Origin of the sequence: Peptoniphilus asaccharolyticus DSM 20463 (assembly GCF_900176115.1) — a bacterium.
Taxonomy (GTDB): Bacteria; Bacillota; Clostridia; order Tissierellales; family Peptoniphilaceae; genus Peptoniphilus; species Peptoniphilus asaccharolyticus.
In genome coordinates this window covers 1177713-1203695 of record NZ_FWWR01000009.1, presented here as the reverse complement: position 1 = coordinate 1203695, position 25983 = coordinate 1177713, and the positions used below count along the sequence as shown (strand labels likewise).

24 protein-coding genes and 1 pseudogene are annotated in these 25983 nt (G+C 32.3%); 5 read left to right on the top strand and 20 right to left on the bottom strand.

Annotated elements, in window-relative coordinates:
- Positions 1-178 precede the first annotated feature (178 nt).
- Positions 179-1093: a DUF1002 domain-containing protein gene (locus B8869_RS06845; protein WP_084230894.1), complete on the top strand. Its 915-nt coding sequence runs from the start codon at positions 179-181 to the stop codon at positions 1091-1093.
- A 53-nt stretch (positions 1094-1146) separates the two neighbouring features.
- On the opposite strand, the gene B8869_RS06840 is transcribed toward B8869_RS06845, so the two are convergent.
- From B8869_RS06840 to B8869_RS06745, 20 genes and pseudogenes are all read right to left on the bottom strand, one after another.
- Positions 1147-1509: a hypothetical protein gene (locus B8869_RS06840; RefSeq protein WP_084230893.1), complete on the bottom strand. Its 363-nt coding sequence runs from the start codon at positions 1507-1509 to the stop codon at positions 1147-1149.
- Positions 1509-1958: a hypothetical protein gene (locus tag B8869_RS06835; protein WP_234989775.1), complete on the bottom strand. Its 450-nt coding sequence runs from the start codon at positions 1956-1958 to the stop codon at positions 1509-1511. The genes B8869_RS06840 and B8869_RS06835 overlap by 1 nt, the downstream gene beginning before the upstream one ends.
- Before the next feature lie 462 nt (positions 1959-2420).
- Entirely contained in the window at positions 2421-3407 is a 987-nt protein-coding gene (locus tag B8869_RS06830; protein WP_084229742.1) for an IS30 family transposase, read from the bottom strand.
- Between the two features lie 103 nt (positions 3408-3510).
- A complete protein-coding gene (locus B8869_RS06825) occupies positions 3511-3882 on the bottom strand; it encodes a hypothetical protein (RefSeq protein ID WP_084230891.1) in 372 nt (123 codons plus the stop codon).
- 183 nt (positions 3883-4065) lie between these two features.
- Positions 4066-4488: a hypothetical protein gene (locus B8869_RS06820; protein ID WP_084230890.1), complete on the bottom strand. Its 423-nt coding sequence runs from the start codon at positions 4486-4488 to the stop codon at positions 4066-4068.
- 11 nt (positions 4489-4499) lie between these two features.
- Positions 4500-5366: pseudogene (locus B8869_RS06815) on the bottom strand (PhzF family phenazine biosynthesis protein).
- Between the two features lie 11 nt (positions 5367-5377).
- Positions 5378-6223 (bottom strand): ParB/RepB/Spo0J family partition protein, encoded by an 846-nt coding sequence (locus tag B8869_RS06810; RefSeq protein WP_084230889.1) that lies wholly within the window; start codon positions 6221-6223, stop codon positions 5378-5380.
- Between the two features lie 5 nt (positions 6224-6228).
- The gene (locus tag B8869_RS06805; RefSeq protein WP_084230888.1) at positions 6229-6981 is read right to left on the bottom strand and encodes a ParA family protein; all 753 of its coding nucleotides are present in this window, start codon (positions 6979-6981) and stop codon (positions 6229-6231) included.
- 433 nt (positions 6982-7414) lie between these two features.
- Positions 7415-8104, bottom strand: coding sequence for a 16S rRNA (guanine(527)-N(7))-methyltransferase RsmG (gene rsmG, locus B8869_RS06800; protein ID WP_084230887.1), 690 nt, complete (start codon positions 8102-8104; stop codon positions 7415-7417).
- Positions 8082-9992 (bottom strand): tRNA uridine-5-carboxymethylaminomethyl(34) synthesis enzyme MnmG, encoded by a 1911-nt coding sequence (gene mnmG, locus B8869_RS06795; protein WP_200805967.1) that lies wholly within the window; start codon positions 9990-9992, stop codon positions 8082-8084. Before mnmG ends, rsmG begins: the two co-directional genes overlap by 23 nt.
- Positions 9993-9997: 5 nt before the next feature.
- Positions 9998-11374, bottom strand: a complete 1377-nt coding sequence (gene mnmE / locus B8869_RS06790) for a tRNA uridine-5-carboxymethylaminomethyl(34) synthesis GTPase MnmE (RefSeq protein WP_084230885.1) — start codon at positions 11372-11374, stop codon at positions 9998-10000.
- A gap of 166 nt (positions 11375-11540) precedes the next feature.
- The gene (locus B8869_RS06785) at positions 11541-12035 is read right to left on the bottom strand and encodes a hypothetical protein (protein ID WP_144017952.1); all 495 of its coding nucleotides are present in this window, start codon (positions 12033-12035) and stop codon (positions 11541-11543) included.
- 4 nt (positions 12036-12039) lie between these two features.
- Positions 12040-12582 carry a hypothetical protein gene (locus B8869_RS06780; protein WP_084230883.1) on the bottom strand — a complete coding sequence of 181 codons (543 nt, stop codon included), beginning with the start codon at positions 12580-12582 and terminating at the stop codon, positions 12040-12042.
- Positions 12583-12590: 8 nt separating this feature from the next.
- Positions 12591-13454 carry a thioredoxin domain-containing protein gene (locus tag B8869_RS06775; protein WP_084230882.1) on the bottom strand — a complete coding sequence of 288 codons (864 nt, stop codon included), beginning with the start codon at positions 13452-13454 and terminating at the stop codon, positions 12591-12593.
- 494 nt (positions 13455-13948) lie between these two features.
- The gene (locus tag B8869_RS06770; protein ID WP_084230881.1) at positions 13949-14713 is read right to left on the bottom strand and encodes a DUF6612 family protein; all 765 of its coding nucleotides are present in this window, start codon (positions 14711-14713) and stop codon (positions 13949-13951) included.
- A 321-nt stretch (positions 14714-15034) separates the two neighbouring features.
- Positions 15035-16117, bottom strand: a complete 1083-nt coding sequence (locus B8869_RS06765; RefSeq protein WP_084230880.1) for a hypothetical protein — start codon at positions 16115-16117, stop codon at positions 15035-15037.
- A 976-nt stretch (positions 16118-17093) separates the two neighbouring features.
- Entirely contained in the window at positions 17094-18080 is a 987-nt protein-coding gene (locus tag B8869_RS06760) for an IS30 family transposase (RefSeq protein WP_084230879.1), read from the bottom strand.
- 87 nt (positions 18081-18167) lie between these two features.
- Positions 18168-18803 (bottom strand): hypothetical protein, encoded by a 636-nt coding sequence (locus B8869_RS06755; RefSeq protein WP_084230878.1) that lies wholly within the window; start codon positions 18801-18803, stop codon positions 18168-18170.
- Between the two features lie 547 nt (positions 18804-19350).
- Positions 19351-20463: a toxic anion resistance protein gene (locus tag B8869_RS06750; protein ID WP_084230877.1), complete on the bottom strand. Its 1113-nt coding sequence runs from the start codon at positions 20461-20463 to the stop codon at positions 19351-19353.
- An 8-nt stretch (positions 20464-20471) separates the two neighbouring features.
- Entirely contained in the window at positions 20472-21497 is a 1026-nt protein-coding gene (locus B8869_RS06745) for a 5-bromo-4-chloroindolyl phosphate hydrolysis family protein (protein ID WP_084230876.1), read from the bottom strand.
- A 147-nt stretch (positions 21498-21644) separates the two neighbouring features.
- Here B8869_RS06745 and B8869_RS06740 point away from each other — a divergent pair, with 147 nt between their 5' ends.
- From B8869_RS06740 to B8869_RS06725, 4 genes are all read left to right on the top strand, one after another.
- On the top strand, positions 21645-22280 hold the full coding sequence (locus B8869_RS06740; protein WP_159445250.1) for a GntR family transcriptional regulator: 636 nt from the start codon (positions 21645-21647) through the stop codon (positions 22278-22280).
- Positions 22281-22429: 149 nt separating this feature from the next.
- Positions 22430-22894, top strand: coding sequence for a (2Fe-2S)-binding protein (locus B8869_RS06735; RefSeq protein ID WP_084230874.1), 465 nt, complete (start codon positions 22430-22432; stop codon positions 22892-22894).
- Positions 22891-23736 (top strand): FAD binding domain-containing protein, encoded by an 846-nt coding sequence (locus tag B8869_RS06730; RefSeq protein WP_084230873.1) that lies wholly within the window; start codon positions 22891-22893, stop codon positions 23734-23736. The genes B8869_RS06735 and B8869_RS06730 overlap by 4 nt, the downstream gene beginning before the upstream one ends.
- The gene (locus B8869_RS06725) at positions 23726-25981 is read left to right on the top strand and encodes a xanthine dehydrogenase family protein molybdopterin-binding subunit (RefSeq protein ID WP_084230872.1); all 2256 of its coding nucleotides are present in this window, start codon (positions 23726-23728) and stop codon (positions 25979-25981) included. The genes B8869_RS06730 and B8869_RS06725 overlap by 11 nt, the downstream gene beginning before the upstream one ends.
- Positions 25982-25983 lie beyond the last annotated feature (2 nt).

Below are 25983 nucleotides of genomic sequence, written 5' to 3'. Positions count from 1 at the left end.
TTTTTGTATTATCCACACACAAAAACTGTTTTTATGCTTAATTTTATCCACATTGGATAACTTTTTTAAACTTTTACCCTGTTGGTTAATTTAGTTAAGAATTTTCTAAGTTTTTAATTATTTCACCAAAAATTCAAATTCTTTTGATAAAATTTATGCTACTAAAAGGAGTGAAATTATGAACATAAAATTTTTAAAATCTAAAATAAATTACACTGGAGCCGTTGCTCTTATAGGACTTAGTTTACTACCCACTTTGGTATTTGCAGATGCTGCGGTTGGAGATAGTTTCGTAAGTCTTGGTGCTAATTTGGATAAAAATCAAAGAAATGCCATTTTAGACGAATTAGACGCCCCTGAAACTGCCGAAATCATCGAAGTTACAAATGCAGAAGAACACAAATACCTTGGCGAGAGTATTCCAAAATCTAAAATTGGCAAAAAAGCTCTTTCCAGCTCAATGATAACCTACCCCAAACCAGGCAGCGGTATAAAAGTTGACGTCTCTGACAATATAAACTACATCACAGAGTCAACTTATAGAAATGCACTAACAACAGCCGGAGTGACCGATGCAGAAGTCAAGATCACCGCTCCAACATCTGTAAGTGGAACGGCAGCTCTAACGGGCATCCTAAAAGCCTATGAAGTATCAAACGATATAAAGATAGATGAAAATTTAAAAAAAGTTGCCAATCAAGAAATGGTTGTGGCTCAAGATATCCAACAATCCGTCGGAGAAAATAAAACAGACGACTTAATCAATGCTATAAAAGTCCAAATGAGCCAAAATATGCCCGAAAATGAGGATCAAGTCCGCAATATTATCAACAATGTTTCGCAAGAATACAATATCAACATAAGCGACAATCAAGTTGATTCACTTGTAAATTTATTTGTTAAGATGAAAAATTCTAATGTGGATTGGGACAAAGTGGCTAAAGAAGCGAGTAAGTACTCAAAAGTTGCCAAAGATTTAGGTACTAAAGCAAGTGACTATCTAAGTTCAGAACAAGGCCAACAAACCCTTGAAAAATCTAAGGGTATATTCGCTAAAATTATAGATTTTATAAAAAGTTTCTTTGCAAACTAAATTAGATTTCTACACGAAAAAGCAGACATCTCTATAATGTCTGCTCTTTTTATCTATAAAACTAACCCCAAATATTGGAATAATACTACAATAAACACTAAAATAAGTAGTGTTTTGTAACTCTTCTTTCTATAAGCTATTATTCCAACGACTAAACACAATAAATCTACTGCCATGACCGTCTTTAGAAAACTTGTACTAGCTCCAGAACCAACTATTACAGGATATATTCTACTTGGAACTTCTAATCTGAATAGATTTAAAAGTGTCATAGCATATTTTACCAAAACAGCTGCTAAGAGTGTTACAATTAATGTACTATATTTTCTAGAGCTATATGCTCTTAATGAAATTACGATCAACGCTAAACTTACTAAAATTTCTACATCTATATTGTTATTTAAAAATCCTTGCATTATCTATATCCATCCCAATGAGTTGTCCCTATATATTCACCATTAGAATATATCTCAGCTGTATATTCACCTCTTACGTGACTACCTTCAAAGCGATATCTACCTGAATAATCTATATCAGCTGAAAAATAATACTTATTAGCTAGCTTTCCAGCTATATCGATAAATGTACCTACAGTACCTCCAACAACTATAGATAAAGCTGAAGCTATATTTGCAACTGAAGCTCCTTTTTGCCACTCAGCTCGTTTCCAATATCTAAAATATTGCCAATCATCACTTGTTACTCTGTATGACATCGGCTTAATACTTGTATAATCTTCTATTTTTGATTTAAATATACCCTCTTCTGCCCCACTCATCTCTATTATTCTATAACCATTTTCTTCCCTATGCACAAATGTATAGTTTTTACCTTCAATCGTTAAATTTTCCACATAGTGTGTCAAATTCCCCTCTTCATTTAATTTTATTGGTAAAATTTTACTCGAAAAATAATCCGTACTATTCGTTTCCACTTCTTCAGCAAAAACATCATTCGCATATACAAAACTCATGCATTGGATTAAAAAAGTCATTGCTAACAAAAAACTAAGTTTCTTTTTAATTTTTATCCTCCTTCATAAATATACATTTAATGCCTAATAATACCAATCTTCCATCATTTCGCGAAAATGACAATCAATTTATGAATTATATGTTAACGCTTTCTATAATTGCTATACCCCTTATTTTTTATCTTAAACACATTTTTGATAAATTGTAAAATATATCTGTTGAGATTTGTTTTTATTTATACACCAACAGATATTATAGAACATATTAAATATTAGATTTCTACACGAAAAAGCAGACATCTCTATAATGTCTGCTCTTTTTGTCTAGACGAATTGTCAAATCAAATGCAACACCTATGGTAAGAGACCAAAAAGTTCTTCTTTAGGTGTTTTATATTTTATACATTTTCTAGGTCTATTATTCATTAAACTTAAGTTATAATTTAATTCATCAATATTCACTTCTGATAAATCCATACCCTTAGGATAAAACTCCCTCAAAAGTCCGTTACTATTTTCATTTGTACCTTTTTGCCATGCACAATAGGGATCACAAAAATAAGTTTTGCATCCTAATTCTTTTTCTATTTTCTCAAATTCTGAAAATTCTTTACCTCTATCAAAGGTTATTGTTTTTACTAATTCTTTTGGATAATCTTTTAATGCATTTATTATTGCTGGTGTTACGCTTTCCGACTTTCTATTTTCAACTAGGATTGCTATATAATATCTAGATTTTCTTTCTGCTAAAGTTACGAAACAACATCTACTTTTCCTTTTATGATCTAATCTGCCTGATTCCACTGTATCTGCTTCCCAGTGGCCTAATTCTTGCCTTCTGTATATCTCTTTAGGTCTTTTCTTAATTGTTCTACCTTTATCATTGAATTTTCCTCTTTTTTCTGCTGGCCTTTTAAATTTAGCTTTTCTTCTCAAATTTTTCATACTAGTTTTTGGCAGCTTTTTGGCGTGTATCATTCTATATATCGTTGATGTAGATGGTAATTCATGAATCTCATTTGTGTTTCTATTTGATATTTGTTCAGGGGACCAATGTTCGTTAATCTTTACAGTTAAATAATCAATAACATCTTTAGAAAATTTACTTTTTCTATGGCAGTCTTTTCTTCTATCAATATATTTATCATTTGCCTTTATCGGAAAGTACTTAGTGTAACTTCCCCTACTAACTTTTATCTTAGATGAATTTCTTTTAATTTCTCTAGATATTGTACTAGGTGACCTTTTAAGTGCTTGTGCAATTTTCCTTATACTCATTCCTAAATTTAAAAATTGGTAAATACAAGATCTTTCTTCTATGGTAAGATGGTTATAGCTCATAGTTAATCACTCCTTTTAATATGTTTTGTTTGGTCACTTACATATTAACACAGCTGATTAGCTATGAGTTTATTTATGTTGCACTTGTTATGATAAATTATCTCTATAAAACTAACCCCAAATATTGAAATAATACTGCAATAAACACTAAAATAAGTAGTGTTTTGTAACTCTTCTTTCTATAAGCTATTATTCCACCTATAAAACATATCAAATCCACAAACGTAATAGCTTTTAAAAAACTTGTTTGTCCCAAATTATAAGTGAATGTAATAGGTTTAAAATCTATATGTAGCGACATGCTCATTAATGCTAAAATTACCAGTATATATTTAATACCAACTGCTAAAAATAAATTGAAAAAAACGTATTTATTTTTATTTTCTCTATATGACTTTACAGCTGAACTCAAAGTAATCAAACTATATACTAAAAGAAAACTATTAAGTGGTGTTTGAATTAATAGATTTTTCATTATGTATATCCCTCCCTTAATTTACGTTTACACATACATTTTAACGGGTGGCTTCGCTTTGCTCTTGCCGCCCCTACAAGCAATTCAATCTAATGAGTCTATTCATTGTATCATTATTTATATGCACTATACCCTTTTTTTTACTTTCAAACATCATAAAAAAATCCCTTTTTCAAGGGACTTTTAATTATATTTATCAAAAATTTTATCAAAACTATTTGCGCTTCTCTCGTCTAAAAGGTACCATTTGTTTTCTACCTTCATGTACTTTCCAGACTTTATAAGCATTGTCTTCTTATAATTTTTATCGTATACATTGATAAATTTTTCGCTAACCGGACTTGTGGTCATATCAATTTCTTTAGCGCCTAAATCATTTATCCTTAGCAGTATATCCCTAAGTATAATCCTGTCATTTATGGTCTTCATGCTTGAATCTTCATACTTAAGCAGCTCAATATACGATGTCTTTCCCAATTCTATATGGATAACTTTGTTTCTCTCAGCCAAAACATTGTACGAAATCAAGAGCAATCCTAGGAAAAATGCCACTATAAGCATCTGGCTAACTTTTTTGTTACTATTTTTCTTATTTCTTCTAGACATCCTATCCCTTTCTATATATGAAGGACTCCCTCCATAAATACAAATGCCTTTCCTCCAACTCTTACTCTGTCTTCATCTACCATCTCTGCACTCAATTTAGATTCTCTATTCAGACAAGCTCCTTGAGTTGATTTTATATCCTTTATGTTTAAATCTGTCTTTTTACTTAGATATAGAAGATTTGCCGCTGTTGAAGTGGCTGAACCTGCTTCTTCAGCTATTCCTATGCTTGGAGAAAAAGTTCTTTGAACTATTTTGTTGCCATCTACCACTGTGAAAATCTCTAAACTTACAGCTTCGTCAACTTCAGATATCTTCAAAATTTCTTCATAACTCGGATTTATCGAATAAAAAGTTTCTATATCCTTTATAGGCACCACTATATCTTGTAGTCCTGTTTTAACTTTTTCAGGTGGATAATACTTATCCCCAATGCCAAACTCATTTTCAGTTATCCCCAGTGCATAAGCTATTTGTTTTTCAGAAGTTATCCTATTGTTGATAACTCCGTCCAACAACATATACACATTTTGGATTTTCCCATCTTTATATTCTAAATCTACATATACTTTGCCTGATTTTGTATGTTGTACAACCTCTTGTATGCCTTCTTCTATAGGCTATATGTAATTGTGCTTACATAGCGCATAGAATGTGGCTATAGTTGCGTGTCCGCACAAAGATATTTCTTCGTGAGGTGTAAAAAATCTTGTCTTGTATACTCCTACATCAAGCTTATCTATAAAGACAGTTTCTGACATTCTCAAATCTCTTGCTATCTTCTGCATTTCATCATCATTTAGACTATTTGAGCCAACTACAACCGCTGTAGGATTTCCATCAAATGTTCTGTCTGTAAATGCATTGACAAGATACATGTTTAAATATCTCATTCTTCCTCACTTCCGAGTATTCTCTCACAGATTCTTTCAAGATCTTCTTCTGAATAATACTCTATAACTATCTTCTTATTTTTTCCCTTGCCTTTAAATTCAACTTTTGTCCCCAATGCATCTTCTAAATCTCTTCTGGCATTGTCTAAAAATATATTTTTAGTTTTTTCTACCGGTTTAGAAAATAACAATGTGGTTTCTTTTACAGTATTTCCAAGCTTAACTATTCTCTTGGCCTCTCTATACTGTTGTTTTGGGTCCTTTATTCCAAGTAAAAGCTTGCCATGAGATGTGGTAAGTAGGCCTTTTTGCAAAAACTCTATTACCCTTGGCTCAAGCTTTAATAGTCTGACAGTGTTTCCTATATACTGTCTACTCTTGCCTATAGCATCAGAAAGTTCTTCTTGAGTTATTCCATATTCTTTCATTACTGATTTATAACCCAAAGCTTCTTCAATAGGATTTAAATCCACTCTTTGAACATTTTCAATTAAAGATATCTTATCAGCTTCTTCTTCTGATATATTCTTTATAATCGCCGGAACTTCCTCTAAAGCTGCCATTTTAGCCGCTCTATATCTACGTTCCCCCGCAATAATTTGATATTCTTCTCCAATTTGTTTTAAAATTAAAGGCTGAATTACACCAAATTCTGCTATTGATTCTGAAAGTTCTTTAAGTTTTTCTTCATTAAATAATTTTCTTGCTTGCTTTTCATTTGGTTTAATCTTACTAATTTCTATCTTAGTAATTCCACTTGGTTCTTCATTCAAAATCTTAGCTACTTCATCAGTATCTTTTAAGAAATTATTTAACCCTCTACCTAATCCACCTTTTTTCATCTATACTACTCCTGATTATTTAAAAACTCTTTAGCTAATTTTCTATATGACCACGCACCCTTAGATAAGTTGTCATAGTCAAATATATGTGTTCCAAAACTTGGAGCCTCTGCTAACCTTATATTTCTTGGTATTGTAGTGTTATACACTTTTCCCTTGAAATATTTTTTAACTTCATCTTTTACCTGTGTAGAAAGTTTGGTTCTGCTGTCATACATGCACATTACTACGCCCTCTATAGTCAAATCAGGATTAAAATTATCCTTTACCATAGATATTGTATTCATAAGTTGACCAACGCCCTCTAAAGCATAGTATTCACTTTGAACAGGGATAAATATAGAGTCTGATGCTACCAACGAAATCATGGAAAGAACGCCCAGTGAAGGTGGAGAATCTATAAAGATATAGTCGTAATCTTCTTTTATTTTCTCAAGAGTTACCTTTAAAATATATTGCCAATTATCTCTTTTTGATATTTCCAGCTCCACACCTGCTAAATCAGGGCTTGAAGCTATTAAATCCAACCCTTTTGTTTGAGAATGAAGAATTTCAACCTCTCCTGAATCAAGAAGATCATATATGTTTTTCCCTTCATGTCCTCCAAGTCCTAAACCTGAAGTGGCATTAGCTTGAGGATCAACATCTATAACTAATACCTTATTCTTTTTTCTTGCTATTGCAGCGGAAAGATTTATTACTGTAGTTGTCTTTCCAACTCCACCTTTTTGATTAAAAACACTTATGACCTTAGCCATATTACCTCCATAATTTCAAAATCTTACAATTCATTTTGGAAATTCATTAAAAATTTATTTCCTATAATTAATTATATAGTCCTTTAAAAACTTTTCAAGTGATTAACTTTTATAAATCTCTTGTTGAATTTATTTTTATTTTTATAAACACAGTATTTGCAATGGTTTGGAGTAGAAATGCTCCACGTGGAGCATTTTAAAATTATTTTTAGTTTTATATTTTTTGCTCCACTAATTTATAACTCTTTTAATGTTTTTCAAATTGTAATTTGAAATCAAAATATTTTTTTAGTTTTTAAATTTCAAACCCAGTGTTTCCAATACTTTGAAGCGTAAATGCTCCACGTGGAGCATTTTTGTTTTCAATTTTATACCTTACACGTTTTAAAATTTTCTGCACACAAAAAGCACTGATCTCTCAGTGCTTAAACTTTTAAATTGGTTGTGACTTTGGTTTCCCACCAGCTCTTGGATATTTATTGCTTGTTGATTTTATCTTTTCTATAATCACTAAATAGTGAGTTATATCTCCAGGCAACTCAACCTCGATAATCTCTTTTAACTTTCCACCTAAGATTGAAATGGCCTTTTTAGCTTCTTTCAATTCTTCTTTGTGTTCAGGGCCCTTCATACATATTAAATACCCTCCCACTTTCACAAATGGTAAATCATATTCAAGTAGCGTTCTCATATTTGCAACTGCTCTTGAAGTTACAATGTCAAATGATTCTCTTAAATCTCCTCTTGCAGCTTCTTCAGCTCTTGCATGAATGGCATCTATCTCTTCTAACCCAAGTTCTTCTATAACTTCTCTTAAAAAGACTATTCTCTTGTTTAGTGAATCAAGAAGTGTAACCTTAACTTCAGGATTGTATATCTTTAATGCCAGTCCTGGGAACCCAGCTCCTGTTCCAACGTCTAACAAGGTCTTGTTGCCTTTTAAATAGTCTGTCTTTGCAATAGACAGTGAATCCAAAAAGTGTTTTACATCCACCTCGTCAGATTCTGTAATGGCAGTTAAATTCATAACCTTGTTTTTTTCCAAGAGCATCTCTTTATATTTTTCAAGCTGCTCAACTCTTGATGAATCGAGATTAAACTCAATTAGTCTTTCTTTCAGCATCTCTTCTCCTAAGTTCTAAATGAATCAACAACACATTTATATCCGCTGGAGAAACTCCAGTGATTCTTGAAGCTTGTCCGATTGATTCAGGCTTTATTCTGCCAAGTTTTTCCACTGCTTCAAGTCTCAAACCGCTAATTTGTGAATAGTCGAAGTCTTTTTCAAGTTTTTTGCTCTCCAATTTCTTAAATTGGTTGATTTGTTGTTGTTGCTTAGTTATATATCCCTCATACTTAGTTTCTATTTCAACTTGTTCTGTTATATCTTCTGTCAATTCAGGTCTTTCAGGATCAAATATTGCCAGTTTTTTATAGTCTAATTCAGGTCTTCTCAACAATTCCTTTAAAGATACTGTGTTTATAAGAGGAGTTGAACCCAATTCTTGAACTTTTCTATTGTTTTCTTCATTTGGATTTAACTTTATATTTTCTATTCTGACAAGTTCCTTTTCTATGGCTTCTTTACGAACCAAGAATCTTTGGTATCTGTCTTCCTTGATAAGTCCAACTTCATATCCTCTTGGAGTAAGTCTTAAATCAGCATTGTCCTGTCTTAGCGTCAGTCTGTATTCAGCTCTTGCAGTCATCATTCTGTAAGGCTCTCTAGTACCTTTTGTAACTATATCGTCTATTAGAACCCCTATATATGCCTCTGACCTATCCAAAATCATAGGTTCTCTTCCAGAGACTTTTAACGCTGCATTTATTCCCGCAACTATACCTTGTGCTGCCGCCTCTTCATATCCAGAAGAGCCGTTTATCTGACCTGCAAAGAATAGCCCCTCTATCTCCATGTGCTCAAGAGATCTCTTTAGCGCCATTGCATTTATGGCATCATATTCTATCGCATAAGCCGGTCTCATTATTTCGCAGTTTTCTAAGCCCAAAATCTCTTTGTAAAATTCGATTTGCACATCTTCAGGTAGTGATGATGACACCCCTTGAACATACATTTCATCAGTGGTTAAGCCTTCCGGCTCTATAAACACTTGGTGAGATGGCTTGTCTGAAAATCTTGTTACCTTGTCTTCTATTGAAGGACAATATCTTGGCCCAACACCTTCTATATTCCCAAGAGATAGCGCAGAACGTCCTATATTCTCTCTGATTATCTCGTGACATCTCTCTGTAGTATAAGTCAAATAGCAATCCTCTTGCTTTTTGCTAAAATCTTTTCCAAAATTTTCAAAAGAGAAAGGTACAACTTTTGCATCTCCTCTTTGCACTTGCATATTTGAAAAATCTATACTTCTTTTGTTAACTCTTGCAGGAGTTCCGGTTTTCAATCTTATGATTTCAAGACCATTTTGCTCTAGAGACGCTGTAAGTTCGTTTGCCGGCTTAAACCCTTGAGGGCCCGATGCGTAGTTTAGCTCTCCAATGTGGATTCTTCCGTGAAGATAAGTTCCCGTTGCAACAACAATTGCCTTTGTTCTGTAAATTGCACCTGTATGAGTGACAACCCCTGTCACTTTTCCATCTTCAATTAAAAGTTCTACAGCTTCATTCTCTTTTACTCTTAAATTTTCTTGATTTTCGATGACTCTCTTCATCTCATCGTGGTAAGCTCTCTTGTCCGCTTGTGCCCTTAGAGAGTGAACAGCCGGCCCCTTTGATGTGTTTAGCATTCTTGACTGTATATAAGTTGCGTCAATCACCTTAGCCATTTGTCCGCCAAGTGCATCGACTTCCCTTACTAAGTGCCCTTTACCTGTTCCACCGACGTTTGGATTACAACTCATAGCCGCAATTGAATCTAAGTTTAATACCAACATCAATGTGTTCTTACCAATTCTTGCGGAAGCAAGCGCAGCCTCACAGCCAGCGTGTCCTCCACCTATGACTACAACATCATAGCTTCCAGCTTCATATCTTTTAACTTTTTCCATAATACCTACTTTCCAATACAGAATTCACTAAATACTACATCAAGTACATCTTCTGTAGTAGTCTCTCCTGTAATATTAGATAGATTTGAAATGGCATCTTCTAAATCAACCTCAATCAAATCCATAAATACCTCGCCTCTAACGGCATTTAAAGCATCTTCCATAGATTTTTTAGCTGCTTTTAAAGACTCTATATGACGTACATTATTTACATATATATCCGATGTTTCCTTTATCTCTCCGTCAAAGAACATCTCTACTACTTTGTCTTCAAGCGCCTTGGCTCCGTCTCTTTCAACAGAAACCTCAATCGCCTCTCTATCCCCAAGGAAATCTTTTAATTCCCCTTCTGAAACCTTTCTGTCCAAGTCTATTTTATTTAGCAGAATTACGTGCTTTCTCTTGTCCACTAATTTTAAAATCTCATAGTCGTCGTTTTCAAGCTCTCTCGATAAATCAAAAATAGCTATTATCAAGTCGCTCTCTTCTATGCTCTTCTTAGCACGATCCACTCCAATTTTTTCAACCGCATCATCCGTTTCACGAATACCTGCAGTGTCAGTTATCTTTAAAAGCACTCCATCTAAATTTACATAGTCTGTGATTGTATCCCTTGTGGTTCCCGGAATGTCAGTAACTATCGCCCTTTCATCTTTTAACATGGCATTTAATAAAGATGACTTTCCAACATTTGGCTTTCCTAAAATTACGGTGTTGATTCCATCTCTTATAAGACGTCCTCTGTTTGAATTTGCAAGCAATCCATCAATATCACCTATAACATCTATTGCCTCTGCTTCAAGTCTTCTATAATTTGCCATATCTATTTCATCTTCAGGAAAATCAATGTTTGCAACTATAAGAGCTGTCATTCTCATTATCTTTTCCTTCATAGATTTTATGGCGCCACTCAAGTTCCCCTCAAGTTGCTTTATACTCATATCATAAGAGATTTCACTCTTAGAATTTATTACATCTATTACAGCCTCTGCTTGAGATAAATCAAGTCTTCCGTTTAAGAAAGCTCTCTTTGTGAACTCCCCTCTATCGGCAAGTCTCGCTCCCGCAGATAACAATAAATTTAAAATTTTTCTCACAGAAACTATACCACCGTGGCAATATATTTCTACTATATCTTCACGAGTGTAGCTATGAGGGCCTTGCATCTTACATACTAAGACTTCATCTACTAACTTCTCATCATCATAGATGTGTCCGTACATCATAGTTCTGTTCTTACTGTCTTCAATTGTCTTTTTAGAAATAGGTCTAAAAAATTTATCCGCTATTTGAATTGCTTCATCACCGCTCATTCTGACAATACCTATTCCGGCTTGCCCCGTAGCAGTTGAAATAGCAGCTATAGTATCTGTTAACATCATACACCCCACTAACTTTATATCATATAACAGAAATAAATACTTGACAACAAAAAAGAAACCTGTCAGTGGGGGAGATTTCCCACTAACAGGTTAATAGATTTAATAATTTATTATTTTAATCTGTCCACATTCTTCCATTTCCCACATATAAAGTTACTGAATATCCTTAATATGTACCTGTTGCATAGCCAGGTCCATAATAATCTTCTCTATATTTAGCATCAGATATTCTACCATTCCTAGTCATTCCATTTAAACTAACATCATAAGCATTATTAATTCTGCTTGACTTAGGTGTACAATTAGGATCTACCAAACTTACATCTGCAATAAAACTTATTCTTTTTCCCCCAAAATCCTTATATACTTTTACCCCTGTAACATTGCTATAACATGTTCCAGAATCCCAGTGTCCTCCACCATAACTAAACGTAGAAATTATAGGTTTAGTTTTTATAACTATTACTCCTGACTCTACCACTTCCCCACTACTTAAAGTATCCTGTCTGATATAAGCCTTGGAATCATCTTGTAAAACTTTTGAACTGACAACTACACTTTCTTTCTCGTATGCATAAACACTAGTGTTTAAAACTACTATTAACATTAACGCTACCATTGAAAAAATAAAATTTTTACCAGTTTTCATATTATCCCTCATATAATTAATATCCATACTTTGAACATCCGAACAATACTTTTGCAGCCATAGCATATGCTTTTTTTCTAGAACCATCTTGAGCAAACTTTATAACCCAGTCTAATTCTTTACAAAATTGAGTATTACATGCTGTATTATCGCCTCCCCAAACAAAGCATTTATCATGCCCTTTGCAAGCAGCATCTAAATCATCTATAGGATACTTATCCCATCCATTATTCCCTTTTCCACAAAAATTTCCGTAAGAACCTATAGGAAATAAACTTCTGAATTTAACCTCTCTATCTTGTCTAAATCCCCACTCGCTAGCCAAATCATTTACTAAGTTACCTAAATCTATTACTTCATCTCTAACATTATCTTTTTTAGCCTTTTCTAAGTCAAAGTACCTTTCTCCGTTTTCTTCTACCATGTACTTTGAAACATCCATCATAATTTTTTCATCACTGTTATAGTACTTAGCATAAGCTTTATTAAATCCTAAAGCAACCATCATTATAAATAATGCAATATAGACAATGGCTTTCTTCGATATACTTTTCTTCATATTACCTCCTAAATACCTTTAATAAACTTAACAACGTCGTTTCCACCTATGATTTTTTCTTTTATCACACCCTTTTCAATTTTAAATAATGTTGGCACATACTCTCCTTTAAAAGATTTAAATAAAGTTTCTTCCGAATCATTTAAACTTAAAAAGTATTTATTGAAAAACTCTTCTTTTCCTAAATTTACTAAAACTATTTTTTGATTTTTTAAATTTTGATTTTCCAAAGCTTTTGTTACACTTCCACATTTAGAACACCAGTCAGCCCAGAAAATAATTATATAATCTCCATCTACCTCTTTAAACTTTCCATCTTTTATATAGGCGAAATTTGGAACTAACCTTTCTTTATTCACAAAAATTATTTTGTTTTTTACTTTTTCATTCATATCTAAATCTAGGGCATCTAGAATTTCTATACTTGTGTAAGCTACATTATCCACTATTTTATATTGAGTATTAAATTTATTTTCATAAAATTTATATTTCAACTCTTCTTTAAAATATAATTCTATTTCTCTACTATCGTTTCTCCAAATAACTTTATATCCTAAATTTTCAAATATTTCTCTTATTGGATATTTCTTTATATCTATCGAGTTTATTCTTTTTGAGTCTTTATTATACCAATCTTTAGCCATTGAATTTATTAGATTTCCCATCTCTAATATATCATCTGATGCTTTTTCACTTTTAGCTTTATCTATATCAAAATATCTCTTCCCATCATTTGATTCAACCATATATTTTTCTAATTCTATTTCCATTTGCTTATTCTTATTTGCCTTGGCATATATACAAGAACTTCCAATAATAAACACAGCCATAGATACAACAAAAATATACTTTAATCTACTAAAAACTTTCATAAAACACCTCCATATTAACTACATACCAAATTAGGAATTCATTTTCCTTTGTTTTTAATCATATTCTATCATTCACTCACAAAAAATCAACTTTTATTTATATTGTTGTTGTTCCTAATAAAAATAACAATATAGTTACTTATATATTGGATACATATGCCAATTATTACCTTCTCCTCTTCCTTATAAATACACAATAAAACTAATTATGTTAACTATTATAAAATATTATTTATAATAAATTTTATTTATAAATATACGTTTAAATCGTTACCTTGTTTTAATCATTAAATTTTTTCTTTTATCTTTTTACTCTAAAAAATACCTACCAGATTTCTCCAGTAGATATTCTTAGATAATTAATTTCATTCCATCCATAAATATATTTTTAATGTTATTTTCTACTTTTCCTAGATTCTCTTCTTGCCTTCTGATTGGATGATTTTTACGTTATTTAGAGCTTCGATTAATTTTTCATTTGTATAATCGATCTCTTATAAATTTTTAATTTCTTCCGGAATTTCTATGCTTTCCAGTTGATTTACCTTTTCATAAGTTCCCTGTTTTCTTGTTTCTGTAACTTCATTTTCCTTATTTAATAAACTAATTTCCCAATCAAACGAAACAGGATTATATGTGTCTTTCTCAAAATAAAATTCAGCTTTTAATGATTTAAGATCTCCTAAAAATGAATTTCCTTCTGCTTTTCCAAAAAGAATATTCTTTATTTCAATGATATTATTTGAATTGGACTCAAGCTTTAATATATAAGTTCCCTTTGACTCTGTTATTTCATAAAAATCTTCAAGTTTATCTAAAATATCACTTGAATCAATTTTTGTTTTAGGAACAAAAGTAGTTTCCCCTTCACTTTTTGTATCCTCTATTAACTGCTTGCTCCATTCATTTTTATTGTCCCTATAAAATCTCTCTTTGCCTATTATGTACTCTTCACTTTCATTTTTTGCATTTTCATTCGTCTCTTCCCATTTCGCATGATAAAGGTTAGGTTCTTTTATCACTTCAACAATTCCATTTGAAACAGTTATTTCTTTTTCCTCATCAGATTGAGCATTGAATGTTACTTCGCTATGAGTCTTGACAACATAGCTCATTAAATCTTTTTCTCTTAACAGTTTGGAAAATATTTCTTTTTTATTCGTAGCTTCTAAAGTTGTATCAGAATTATTCTTTGTGTTTTGCGAACAACCTATCAATAACATAACAACAATTAACGGAACTATTAAATATCTTTTCATAACAACCTCCTTATTTTCATAATATCTGTGTGGCGAATGGAATGAGAACAACCGCTTAAATAACCAAAAACGAACAAATACTATTGTTGTAAAATCAATATAAAATCGTAGGGGCGGCACGATAGGCCCGCCCGTGTAGCCCAAGCCAAACGATATCCAAAATAATGATTAAAACATTAATCTGTTTAACAACCACTACATAAATATTTCAAAAACAAATTCTTTTTCATGCCTAAACTCCAAAACGGTACGGCTTCGCTCCGCTCTTGCGTACCCTACAAAATTTCAAATATCTTAGCCAATTGGAAACTGATTTTTAATTTATTTGAAATTTGAATACTCAATACAACCATTCTCAAAGTCCAGTCTAATTAAATCATATTCACCGCTCTTATCTAAAATAAAACCACTTTCTGAGACTATTCCATTGTCTTTTTCTGTAAATTTCTTTTCAATATACTCTACACTTCCATTTTTTCTAATACAATATATAGCTCTTTGAGACGTTATAAGTAATCTATCTTCTTTTTCATTGATTTCATAGAAGTAATTTGCACTATCTCCTAAAGTTATTGGTTTAATTTTATCTCCTATTTTTATATATGAACCCTGTTCAGACGGCTTATCTTTTAAATACTCATTATAAATTAACATATCTTTGAATACTAAAAATGAATTTACCCTTTTTGACAAATCAATTTTTTCTTCCTTTTTACTTTTTGTATCATATACAAAAGAACCTACAACATCTGCATCATTATCAACTAGGCTTTCGTTTTTTAGCTTTAAAATTTGAAAATATACTCTACCATTTACCGCAGTTACTCCAGAAAATACATTTCCAGATAAATTGTAAATACTACCATCACCAGAAATACTCTTTTCTTCTTTTATCTTAAAGTATTCTAAATCAGCTTTACTTATTAAACCAATTACATCAATCATTTCATTATTTTTTAAATAATTATAGTTTACAACTATGTAGTCATCCATGTCATATGTTGCTACAGAATTTATCGAATCAATTACTTTGGTCTGTTCATTCCCGAAATCATCAACAGTATATATATTTAATACGTCTCCTTCTGTATAAACCATAATATTATTATCCTTATACTTCCCATAATAATCTATGTATTGAGGCTCTCTTCTCTTTGACACAACTTCTAAATTATTATCTACAAGTTTTAAAAAATATAATTCTCTATCATCTTTTAATTTTTTTCCAATAAAAGAATTGTTTTGATAATTTACAAATGCATAATCACTTAAATTTTCAATTTTATTATTTGTCTTATAAAGATTTTCTTGTTTTATTTCAGTATCTTTTTGTTTTGAACACGACATTAAAAGCATAACTATAATAGTGAGCAACATGATTTTTAAAAATTTCTTATTTCTCATTTTTTCCTCCTAGTTATAAATAAAAGATAGTGTTGCAAAATGATTAAAAATCATTCTGTTATACTACCTTTTATTTTATATTATCAATGCAATGTGTGTTGGTGATATTGTTTGTGTTTACAAAATAATATTACTATCATCCGTAGGGGCGGCACGAATGGAATGAGGCCCGCCCGTGTAAACCTAACCAAACGATAGCCAAAATAATGATTAAAACATTAATCTGTTTAACAACCATTACATAAATATTTCAAAAACAAATTCTTTTCAATACTTAAACTCCAAAACGGTACGGCTTCGCTCCGCTCTTGCGTACCCTACAAAATTTCAAAAACTAGGTTGCTTAAACGATTAAATTTTAATTTATATAATCAATCGTCTCTACATCTTATAAATTTTTAATTTCTTCCGGAATTTCTATACTTTCCAGTTGATTTATCTTTTTATAAGTTCCCTGTCTTCTTGTTTTTACAACTTTATTTTCATTTTTTATTATCAATGCAATGTGTGTTGGTGATATTATCTGTATTTACAAAATAATATTCCTAATCATCCGTAGGGGCGGCACGAATAGAATGAGGCCCGCCCGTGTAAACCTAACCAAACGATAGCCAAAATAATGATTAAAACATTAATCTGTTTAACAACCATTACATAAATATTTCAAAAACAAATTCTTTTCAATACTTAAACTCCAAAACGGTACGGCTTCGCTCCGCTCTTGCGTACCCTACAAAATTTCAAATATCTTAGCCAATTTGAAACTAATTTTTAATTTATTTGAAATTTGAATGCTCAATACAACCATTCTCAAAGTCAAGTCTAATTAAATCATATTCACCGCTCTTATCTAAACTAAAACCACTTTCTGAGACTATTCCATTGTCTTTTTCTGTAAATTTCTTTTCACAATCTGTAGTGATTCATCTTAGATGCTTATATTTCTGATGACGAATTGTCAAATCAAATGCAACACCTATGGTAAGAGACCAAAAAGTTCTTCTTTAGGTGTTTTATATTTTATACATTTTCTAGGTCTATTATTCATTAAACTTAAGTTATAATTTAATTCATCAATATTCACTTCTGATAAATCCATACCCTTAGGATAAAACTCCCTCAAAAGTCCGTTACTATTTTCATTTGTACCTTTTTGCCATGCACAATAGAGATCACAAAAATAAGTTTTGCATCCTAATTCTTTTTCTATTTTCTCAAATTCTGAAAATTCTTTACCTCTATCAAAGGTTATTGTTTTTACTAATTCTTTTGGATAATCTTTTAATGCATTTATTATTGCTGGTGTTACGCTTTCCGACTTTCTATTTTCAACTAGGATTGCTATATAATATCTAGATTTTCTTTCTGCTAAAGTTACGAAACAACATCTACTTTTCCTTTTATGATCTAATCTGCCTGATTCCACTGTATCTGCTTCCCAGTGGCCTAATTCTTGCCTTCTGTATATCTCTTTAGGTCTTTTCTTAATTGTTCTACCTTTATCATTGAATTTTCCTCTTTTTTCTGCTGGCCTTTTAAATTTAGCTTTTCTTCTCAAATTTTTCATACTAGTTTTTGGCAGCTTTTTGGCGTGTATCATTCTATATATCGTTGATGTAGATGGTAATTCATGAATCTCATTTGTGTTTCTATTTGATATTTGTTCAGGGGACCAATGTTCGTTAATCTTTACAGTTAAATAATCAATAACATCTTTAGAAAATTTACTTTTTCTATGGCAGTCTTTTCTTCTATCAATATATTTATCATTTGCCTTTATCGGAAAGTACTTAGTGTAACTTCCCCTACTAACTTTTATCTTAGATGAATTTCTTTTAATTTCTCTAGATATTGTACTAGGTGACCTTTTAAGTGCTTGTGCAATTTTCCTTATACTCATTCCTAAATTTAAAAATTGGTAAATACAAGATCTTTCTTCTATGGTAAGATGGTTATAGCTCATAGTTAATCACTCCTTTTAATATGTTTTGTTTGGTCACTTACATATTAACACAGCTGATTAGCTATGAGTTTATTTATGTTGCACTTGTTATGATAAATTATCTGATAAAAACGATTCAAAAATTTTAATTGCCTCTTCTTTAGATGATATTCGATCCACTATATAAACGACGTTGTTATATTGAAAATCTAATGTATATCCAGCTTGAACTTCTGCTGTTGGTCCTAAAATATGTGCTGAAACTCCCTTTATGCTTACAGTTCCCTCATCAGTATAGTATCCACCATAAGTGTGCTCAAAATTTGCACTTCCTTCTCTTAAAAATTGCATAGTATAATATGTCACTGGTCTTCTACCTATCTGCTCTAGAATGTTATCATCTGTAAGTTCTTTTGAAGGATGAAAAACATCAATTCGTGTCATGTCTCTATTTGAATATGCAACTTTAGCACCTTCTGTTATATAAGAATGTAAAAATTTATAGTCTAATTTCTCTTCTACCTCTTCTAAAGAATTAAATACATTTAATAATTGATTTTCTGAAAAATAAATTTCTCCTTCATTTCTGCTGATTTCATTTGCCCCTATAGCTTTTAAATTTCTCTCAATATCAATAGTGTTAGTCCTGTATTTATCACCCATTAATGTAAATCCCACTAATACAAGTCCCAGTGTAGAAAGTAATAAAATCACAATCAAAGCCTTCGTCTTTTTATCTATCATAATCTTCCTCCTTAAATAAGATATATGCATTTTTTAATCATGTTATTCTTCTAAGGTTATTTTCTGCTTTTCCTAGAGTCTCTTCTTCCTTCTGATTGGATGGTTTTTATGTCGTTTAGAGCTTAGATTAATTTCTCATTTGTATACTTTATTGTTTATATCAACAATTCTATATCTTATAAATTTTTAATTTCTTCCGGAATTTCTATACTTTCCAGTTGATTTATCTTTTTATAAGTTCCCTGTTTTCTTGTTTTTACAACTTTATTTTCATTTTTTAATTATCAATGCAATGTGTATTAGTGATATTATCTGTATTTACAAAATAATATTCCTAATCATCCGTAGGGGCGGCACGAATGGAATGAGGCCCGCCCGTTGTAGACCTAACCAAACGATAGCCGAAATAGTTGTTCAAAATTAATCTGTTTAATAACCACTACATAAATATTTCAAAAAAACAAATTCTTTTTTATGCCTAAACTCCAAAACGGTACGGCTTCGCTCCGCTCTTGCGTACCCTACGTTTGCAATCAAATAACTTATTTTAATTTATTTTATTTCCATCCATAAGTGTCTTTTTAAGGTTGATTTCTATTTCTCCAAGGGCTTTTTCTGCCTCTGCTCTCTTCTTCTTACCTTCTGCTTGAATTGTTTTTACGTCGTTTAGTGCTTCGATTAATTTTTCATTTGTGTACTTGATTGTCTCTATATCCACAATTCCTCTTTCGGTTGCTCTTTGTGTCTCAACTGTTGCCATCTTAATATTTTCTGCATTTTTTCTAAGTAGCTCATTTGTATAGTCTGTCACTTCTTTTTGAGCTCTTGCCGCATCAAGTGAATGTCCGGCTGAAAGTGCAAGTACCATTTGGTTTTTCCAAAGTGGTATCGTATTTACAATAGTGGATTGTAATTTTTCAAGCATCACTGTGTTTGAAGACTGTATCATTCTAATTTGTGGTGCCATTTGAAGACTTACCATCTTTGTGAGTTCAAGGTCGTGAAGTTTCTTTTCAAACCTGTTTATCATGTTTATATGGTCTCTTACAAGTTGGGCGTCTACTGGAGAATTTGAGGCGTTTGCCTTGTCTTCTAATGCTCTTAGTTCTATATTTTGTGCATCTGCAAGCTTCTTCTTTCCTGCCACTATATACATCGAAAGTTCCTTGTAGTAGTCTGCGTTTAATTTATACATCTCGTCCAAATTTGCTATGTCTTTCATCAAAGTGATTTGATGTCCTTCAAGGGCTTTTTTAACATCATTTACATTGTGTTCTACATCTGTAAATTTAGTTTTAAAGGCTGTTACCTTATTTGCACTCTTCTTAAAAAATTTAAACAGACCTTTTTCTTCCTCTTCAATTTCAAAGCTCTTTAGTTGATTCACTACATTTGACAAAAGATTTCCAACTTCTTCTAAATCCTTTGTGTAAACTGATTCCAAAGTCTTTTCTGAAAAGCTGGCTATCTTATTTTGAGCGCCACTTCCATAGCTCAACACTTGGTTTGAGTTGGTTATATCAATCTTTTTAGCAAATTCTTCAACTTTCTTTTGTTCTTCTTCTGTGAGAACTATATCTGATTCTTGGCTCTTTAATATTTCGCTATTCTCTTCTTTTTTTGGTTCATTTGGCTCTAATGTAAGTTCAAAGTTATCCATAAACCCTCCTAAATTCTATCTAATAACCCTTCTTGGTGTAACATCGTCTTTAGTACTGATATATCGGTCTTTATGTCTATTACACTGCCCTCATACATATCTTCTAACAAGTTTTTAAATGCTTCGTTTATTATTTTTATTGAGCTCTCTATATCCTTTTTAAGTTCCAATATCTTTGGTGAATGAATATCCAAACTCTGTATTTTTTCATACTCTCCGAGTAATTTTACAACTGATGGAAGATAGTATTCTTTAAACTTTTCAAACTTCTCCATTTCTTGTGGATTCGCTTTAGCATTTGAATATATTTTTTCAACTATTAACAATAGTTCTTTAACATCAGACTTCACTGGCTCATCTATTGAATTATGATAATTTAAAAGCTTATTTAAGTAGTTATTATCTACCAATTTCTCTATCTTCTCTTCCGGCTTAGGTATTCTTCTGTATTCTTCGTATGTCTGGTTATTTAAAATGACTGCCCCGTCCACTATTCTCGTCTCTTTTAAATAGTCTTTTTGTATATAGTATGACAAATCTTCCAAGACAGTATCTTCATCTACATTTGCAAATATTGCGAGCTCCTTTAAATTGCAAATCGTCCCGTTGCCAAATGCTCTTAGATATTTATTGTACCTTTCCATTATGGTTGAAATGACTTTTTGTTTCTTGTGTTCTTTCATTAAAAAGAATGCTCCGGCAAAAAATGCAGCCCCCACAACCACTGTCTCAAGATCCACATCCATTATTCCTTCAAATGCAACTATTGCACCTATTACAAACGCTCCAAAAGACATAACTTTTGTGCTGGCAGCTTTGCTCTTTGAATCCTTTATCTCCCTTGGATTTTGAACTACTATTCTCTTATCCTTAGTCGGTATTATCTTTCTATCGTGGACGTTTTCATTATTTATCATTCCAACAACTTCTCTTACTGAATTTCCGAAACTATTCTTCAGCGTGTTTACAAGTTTTCCAAGCTCTTCTGGATTTAAAAAGAAATTGTTTATATTTTTGTCTTCTCTATCTCCCATATTCCCTCCTCAATCAAATCATGCTAAGTTGGAATTTATCTATTAAATTACATTATATCAAATTAAATACGTATTGTTTGATTATCAGTTTTAAAATTTTTTACTTTATTTATACTATGGTTTATAATCATTTTGTGGAGGTATGCATTGGAAATTAAAAAAGTTAATCTAAAGGAACAAACCTACAATTTAATAAAAGATAGAATCTTATCAAGACACTACAAACTTGGCGAAAGTTTAAAAATATCTAGGCTGAGCGAAGAGCTTAACATAAGCAATACTCCCATTAGAGAGTCTCTAAGCTATTTAGAGTCTGAGGGGCTTGTTGAATTTTTAGGTGGTAAATACTCTGTTATAAACCTCGGCGCAAAAGAAATTTTACAACTAAACCATGCTGTGTTGGTGAATATATTAGCTGCTCTTGACATTGTGGTAGCTGAAGATAAAATTGAGGATCTAATTGAGCTTGAAAAAATCTCTCTTGAAAATCAAAAAGAGTTAAAATCTAAAGATGCTACTATCAACTTTGAATTTATCAAAACTTATGTTGAATTCAACAGAAATATAGTCTTGGCTGCTGACAATAAATTTTTGTTAAAGACTTTTGACAACTTGTTTTCTATCTTGATACTTGCCACATCTTATAACAAAAAAGTCTATATGGATATTCACTACAATCTCCATCTTGAAATATACAATGCTCTACTTGAAAAAGACTACGAAAAAATAAGAACAACTCTAAAAGAATTGTTTAATAAAGACGAAACCTCATTTGAATTATAAAATAACTTTATTTTATAATTCTTATTTTTTTAATTACTCTTTTATCACATTAAAACATATTGACAAAATATGTATTATCTTGATATTATCTTGGTACAAAGTGTGCACAGTGCATATTGGGAATAGTGCGACGGGATGAAAGGTGAATTATGAAAATTAATTGTATTATTAACAAAAATGAAATCTCTGCTGAAGTCAATGAAAGAACTAGACTCATTGATTTTCTAAGAGATGACTTACATTTAACTGGAACTAAGGAAGGTTGTTCTGAAGGGGAATGTGGAGCTTGTACTGTTATAGTGAACGGGAAAGCGATTACTTCTTGTACAATGCTCGCATCTCAAGTTGATGGTTGCGAAGTAATTACAATAGAGGGTTTAAAACAAAATGGTGAGTTTGATATCTTACAAAAGAATTTTGTTGAGCATGATGCTGTTCAATGTGGTTTCTGCTCTCCGGGCTTTATAATGAGTGCCAAAGCTCTTATGATGAACAATCCAAATCCAACTCTTGAAGATATAAAGAGATCTATCGAAGGTAACTTATGCCGATGTACAGGATATATTAAGATAATCGAAGCTATTGAAGATGCTGTAAAGGAGGTAAATAAATGATATTTTCTCCAAAGAATATTGAAGAATTAAAAGAGTTATTAAGTTCCAAAGACTCAAATACATATTTTATTGCAGGTGGAACAGACCTCATAATTAAAATTAAAAATAAAAAGATTACAGATTATAACATCATTGACTTAACAAAGGTTGTTGAATTTAAAAATATAGTGGAAGACGAGTCCACTGTGTCTATCGGCTCTTTAGTTACAATGACCGAGTTAACTCAAAACAAAATTATAAGAGAACAGTTTAATTCTATATACAAGGCAGCTTACCATCTTGGTTCAGAGCAAATTAGAAACTTAGCTACCATCGGTGGAAACTTAGCTAATGCTTCTCAATCTGCTGACGTATTGCTTTCTCTATACAGTTTGGAAGCAGACATCAAGGTCTTAAGCGCTTCTGGAGAGATGAGAATTATACCTATTAGAGAACTTATAGTTGGCAAGGAAAAGACCTCTCTACAACACGACGAAGTTATTGCCGAAATTATACTAAAAAAAGATGCTCAAAGAATTACAGGCTTTTGCAAAATCGGTTCAAGAAAAGCCGTTACAATATCTAAGGTTAGCTGTGCAGCTAATTTGATTTTAGAGGACAATAAGATTTCAAGTGCTATTGTGTGCTTAGGAGCAGTTGGAACCACTCCTACTAAGGCAAAACTTATTGAAGACTACTTGACTGGGAAAGCTCTAAACGAGATTGAAAGTAGTGTCCTAAAAGATTTGGGAAGTGAAGAGATAGATTTAGCTATTCCTACAAGATCCTCAAGAAACTACAAACGTATGGCTGCTAAGGGACTTATGGAAGATTTATTACAGGATTTAAACTATGAATTATAAATTTATTGGAAAAAACATTAAAAAGTTTGATACGAAGGAAGCTGTAACAGGGGAACTTAAATACACCGGAGATTTCTATAACTCAGATATGTTATATGGAAAATTGCTATTGAGTGAAAAGCCTCATGCAACTGTTGAATTTGACTTTGAAGAAGCTTTAAAAGTCGAAGGAGTTTTTAAAATACTTACAGCAGAAGACCTACCTGATATTGGATACAACTCTATGGAGTGGTTCTCCGGAATAAACGGTACAAAAAATGAACACCTTCTAAATTCAGAACCAAAATGCGTAGGGGATAGAATTGCACTTGTGCTTGGAGAAAACAAAGACTGTGTTGAAGAAGCTCTTAAGAGAATCGTTGTAAAATACAATGAACTTCCTACAGTGCTTGGTCTTGAACAAGCTAAGTTGAACGAAATTTCTGTCCATGGAGATTCAAATGTAGCTTATGAAAAGGAAATTGCAAGAGGTGATTACAACTCTGTTGTAGACCAAGCTTATATGATAGTTGAGGACACTGGTACAACTCCTCGTACTCACCATTTAGCTATTGAACCTCACATTGCAGAGGCATATATGGACGGAAATGTGCTTACAGTATCAAGCCCTAGCCAAGTTGTATATGCGATACAAATGCAACTTTCAAGAGTTCTTTCTCTTCCTGTTTCCAATATAAGAGTTAAGAAAGCTACAATGGGTGGTTCATTCGGTGGAAAGCAAATGCCACTTTTAGAGTTAATTGCCGGAGCTGTGGCTCATAAGTTTAATAGACATGTCCAAATTTACATGGATAGAGAGCAAGCTATAATCGGTACATTCACTCGTAACGCCACTAAAATTAACGTTAAAACAGCAGTAGATAAAGATGGAAAAATACTTGGAAGATTTGTCGATCTATCAGTTGACGGGGGAGCTTATGATACTAACAACACAAGTATCACAAATGCCTTTGCCAAAAAGATATTTAGACTTTATGACATTCCAAACCAAAATTTCCACGGCACTGCTTACTATACAAACTCGGTTCCAGGAGGAGCTTGTAGAGCCTATGGTGGACCTCAAGCACATGCCATCACTGAAATCAACATTACAAACACAGCTGAAAAACTTGGCATGGACCCATGTGAATTCAGAATGAAAAACTTACTCGCTCCTCATTCAGAAGACGGAGTAGGCGGACCTAACATAGGAAATGCCGGCATAAAACAATGTATCGAAGTTGGTATGGAAAAATTCAACTGGTATGAAAAATATAAAAATATCCACTCAAAAGATACTGAGAGATATGCCTACGGAGTTGGAATGGCTTGTGCAACTCACGGAAATGGATATGTTGGAGCATTTCCAGACTTCACCAATGTAGAGTTGGTGCTTAACTTTGACGGAAGTGTACTAGCTAAAATAGCAATCCATGAACAAGGTTGCGGAACTATAACTACACTTACTCAAATGCTTGCAGAAGCTCTTGATATAGAAGTTGAAAAAATACACATGCCAGAAGCCGACACTTTCTTTACTCCTTACGATTCAGCTGGCACCCAAGCAAGTAGGGTAACTTTTGTAAACGGTGGAGCACTGAAGAAAGCTGGAGAAGCTTTAAAACTTAAGCTGATGGAAACAGTTAGCAAAATTGAAAATGTTGAAATGGATAGAATTTACTCTGACCTTGGAAAAATTAAGGTCAAAGATTCAGATATAGAGTACACATACGCTGAACTCGCTATTCTAAGAGAAAAAATGTATGCTGACCAAACGTCTGTATATGTGCATCATGCACCTGATAAAAACCCTGCCGCTTTTGCCGCTGCCTTTGTGGAAGTGAAAGTAGACAAATACACAGGGATTGTCGAAGTAGAAGACCTACTTGCAGTACACGACATTGGAAAAGCTGTAAATCCTGAATTAGTAGCAGGACAAATCCACGGAGGTTGTCAGTTCATTCTTGGTATGGCTCTTAATGAAGAGGTGGTTATAGATAAAAATGGATACGTTCCAAGCAAAACACTATCTAAATACCACATACTAAACTCTCAAGACATGCCTCATGTAAGAATTGAACTAATTGAAACAAATGACGAATTCTCACCTTACGGAGTTAAGAGTGTTGGGGAAGTGTCAGCTGTTGCTCCAGGCCCTGCAACTATAAATGCGATTAACAACGCTCTTGGAACTAACATTACCAACTATCCGGCAAATCCGGAAAGAATTATAAAAGCTTTAGAACTTAAAGCGAAAGGAGTGTAATA

Bases quoted from the DNA above. Each gene is read 5' to 3' on its own strand.
- mnmE (WP_084230885.1), bottom strand. From the start codon at position 11,374: ATGATGTTAACAGATACTATAGCTGCTATTTCAACTGCTACGGGGCAA.
- B8869_RS06785 (WP_144017952.1), bottom strand. From the start codon at position 12,035: ATGAGGGATAATATGAAAACTGGTAAAAATTTTATTTTTTCAATGGTA.
- B8869_RS06760 (WP_084230879.1), bottom strand. From the start codon at position 18,080: ATGAGCTATAACCATCTTACCATAGAAGAAAGATCTTGTATTTACCAA.
- B8869_RS06810 (WP_084230889.1), bottom strand. From the start codon at position 6,223: ATGAAAAAAGGTGGATTAGGTAGAGGGTTAAATAATTTCTTAAAAGAT.
- B8869_RS06755 (WP_084230878.1), bottom strand. From the start codon at position 18,803: ATGATAGATAAAAAGACGAAGGCTTTGATTGTGATTTTATTACTTTCT.
- B8869_RS06825 (WP_084230891.1), bottom strand. From the start codon at position 3,882: ATGAAAAATCTATTAATTCAAACACCACTTAATAGTTTTCTTTTAGTA.
- B8869_RS06830 (WP_084229742.1), bottom strand. From the start codon at position 3,407: ATGAGCTATAACCATCTTACCATAGAAGAAAGATCTTGTATTTACCAA.
- B8869_RS06820 (WP_084230890.1), bottom strand. From the start codon at position 4,488: ATGTCTAGAAGAAATAAGAAAAATAGTAACAAAAAAGTTAGCCAGATG.
- B8869_RS06725 (WP_084230872.1), top strand. From the start codon at position 23,726: ATGAATTATAAATTTATTGGAAAAAACATTAAAAAGTTTGATACGAAG.
- B8869_RS06775 (WP_084230882.1), bottom strand. From the start codon at position 13,454: ATGAAAGTTTTTAGTAGATTAAAGTATATTTTTGTTGTATCTATGGCT.
- B8869_RS06770 (WP_084230881.1), bottom strand. From the start codon at position 14,713: ATGAAAAGATATTTAATAGTTCCGTTAATTGTTGTTATGTTATTGATA.
- B8869_RS06805 (WP_084230888.1), bottom strand. From the start codon at position 6,981: ATGGCTAAGGTCATAAGTGTTTTTAATCAAAAAGGTGGAGTTGGAAAG.
- rsmG (WP_084230887.1), bottom strand. From the start codon at position 8,104: ATGCTGAAAGAAAGACTAATTGAGTTTAATCTCGATTCATCAAGAGTT.
- B8869_RS06745 (WP_084230876.1), bottom strand. From the start codon at position 21,497: ATGGGAGATAGAGAAGACAAAAATATAAACAATTTCTTTTTAAATCCA.
- B8869_RS06750 (WP_084230877.1), bottom strand. From the start codon at position 20,463: ATGGATAACTTTGAACTTACATTAGAGCCAAATGAACCAAAAAAAGAA.
- B8869_RS06840 (WP_084230893.1), bottom strand. From the start codon at position 1,509: ATGCAAGGATTTTTAAATAACAATATAGATGTAGAAATTTTAGTAAGT.
- mnmG (WP_200805967.1), bottom strand. From the start codon at position 9,992: ATGGAAAAAGTTAAAAGATATGAAGCTGGAAGCTATGATGTTGTAGTC.
- B8869_RS06780 (WP_084230883.1), bottom strand. From the start codon at position 12,582: ATGAAGAAAAGTATATCGAAGAAAGCCATTGTCTATATTGCATTATTT.
- B8869_RS06735 (WP_084230874.1), top strand. From the start codon at position 22,430: ATGAAAATTAATTGTATTATTAACAAAAATGAAATCTCTGCTGAAGTC.
- B8869_RS06845 (WP_084230894.1), top strand. From the start codon at position 179: ATGAACATAAAATTTTTAAAATCTAAAATAAATTACACTGGAGCCGTT.
- B8869_RS06730 (WP_084230873.1), top strand. From the start codon at position 22,891: ATGATATTTTCTCCAAAGAATATTGAAGAATTAAAAGAGTTATTAAGT.
- B8869_RS06765 (WP_084230880.1), bottom strand. From the start codon at position 16,117: ATGAGAAATAAGAAATTTTTAAAAATCATGTTGCTCACTATTATAGTT.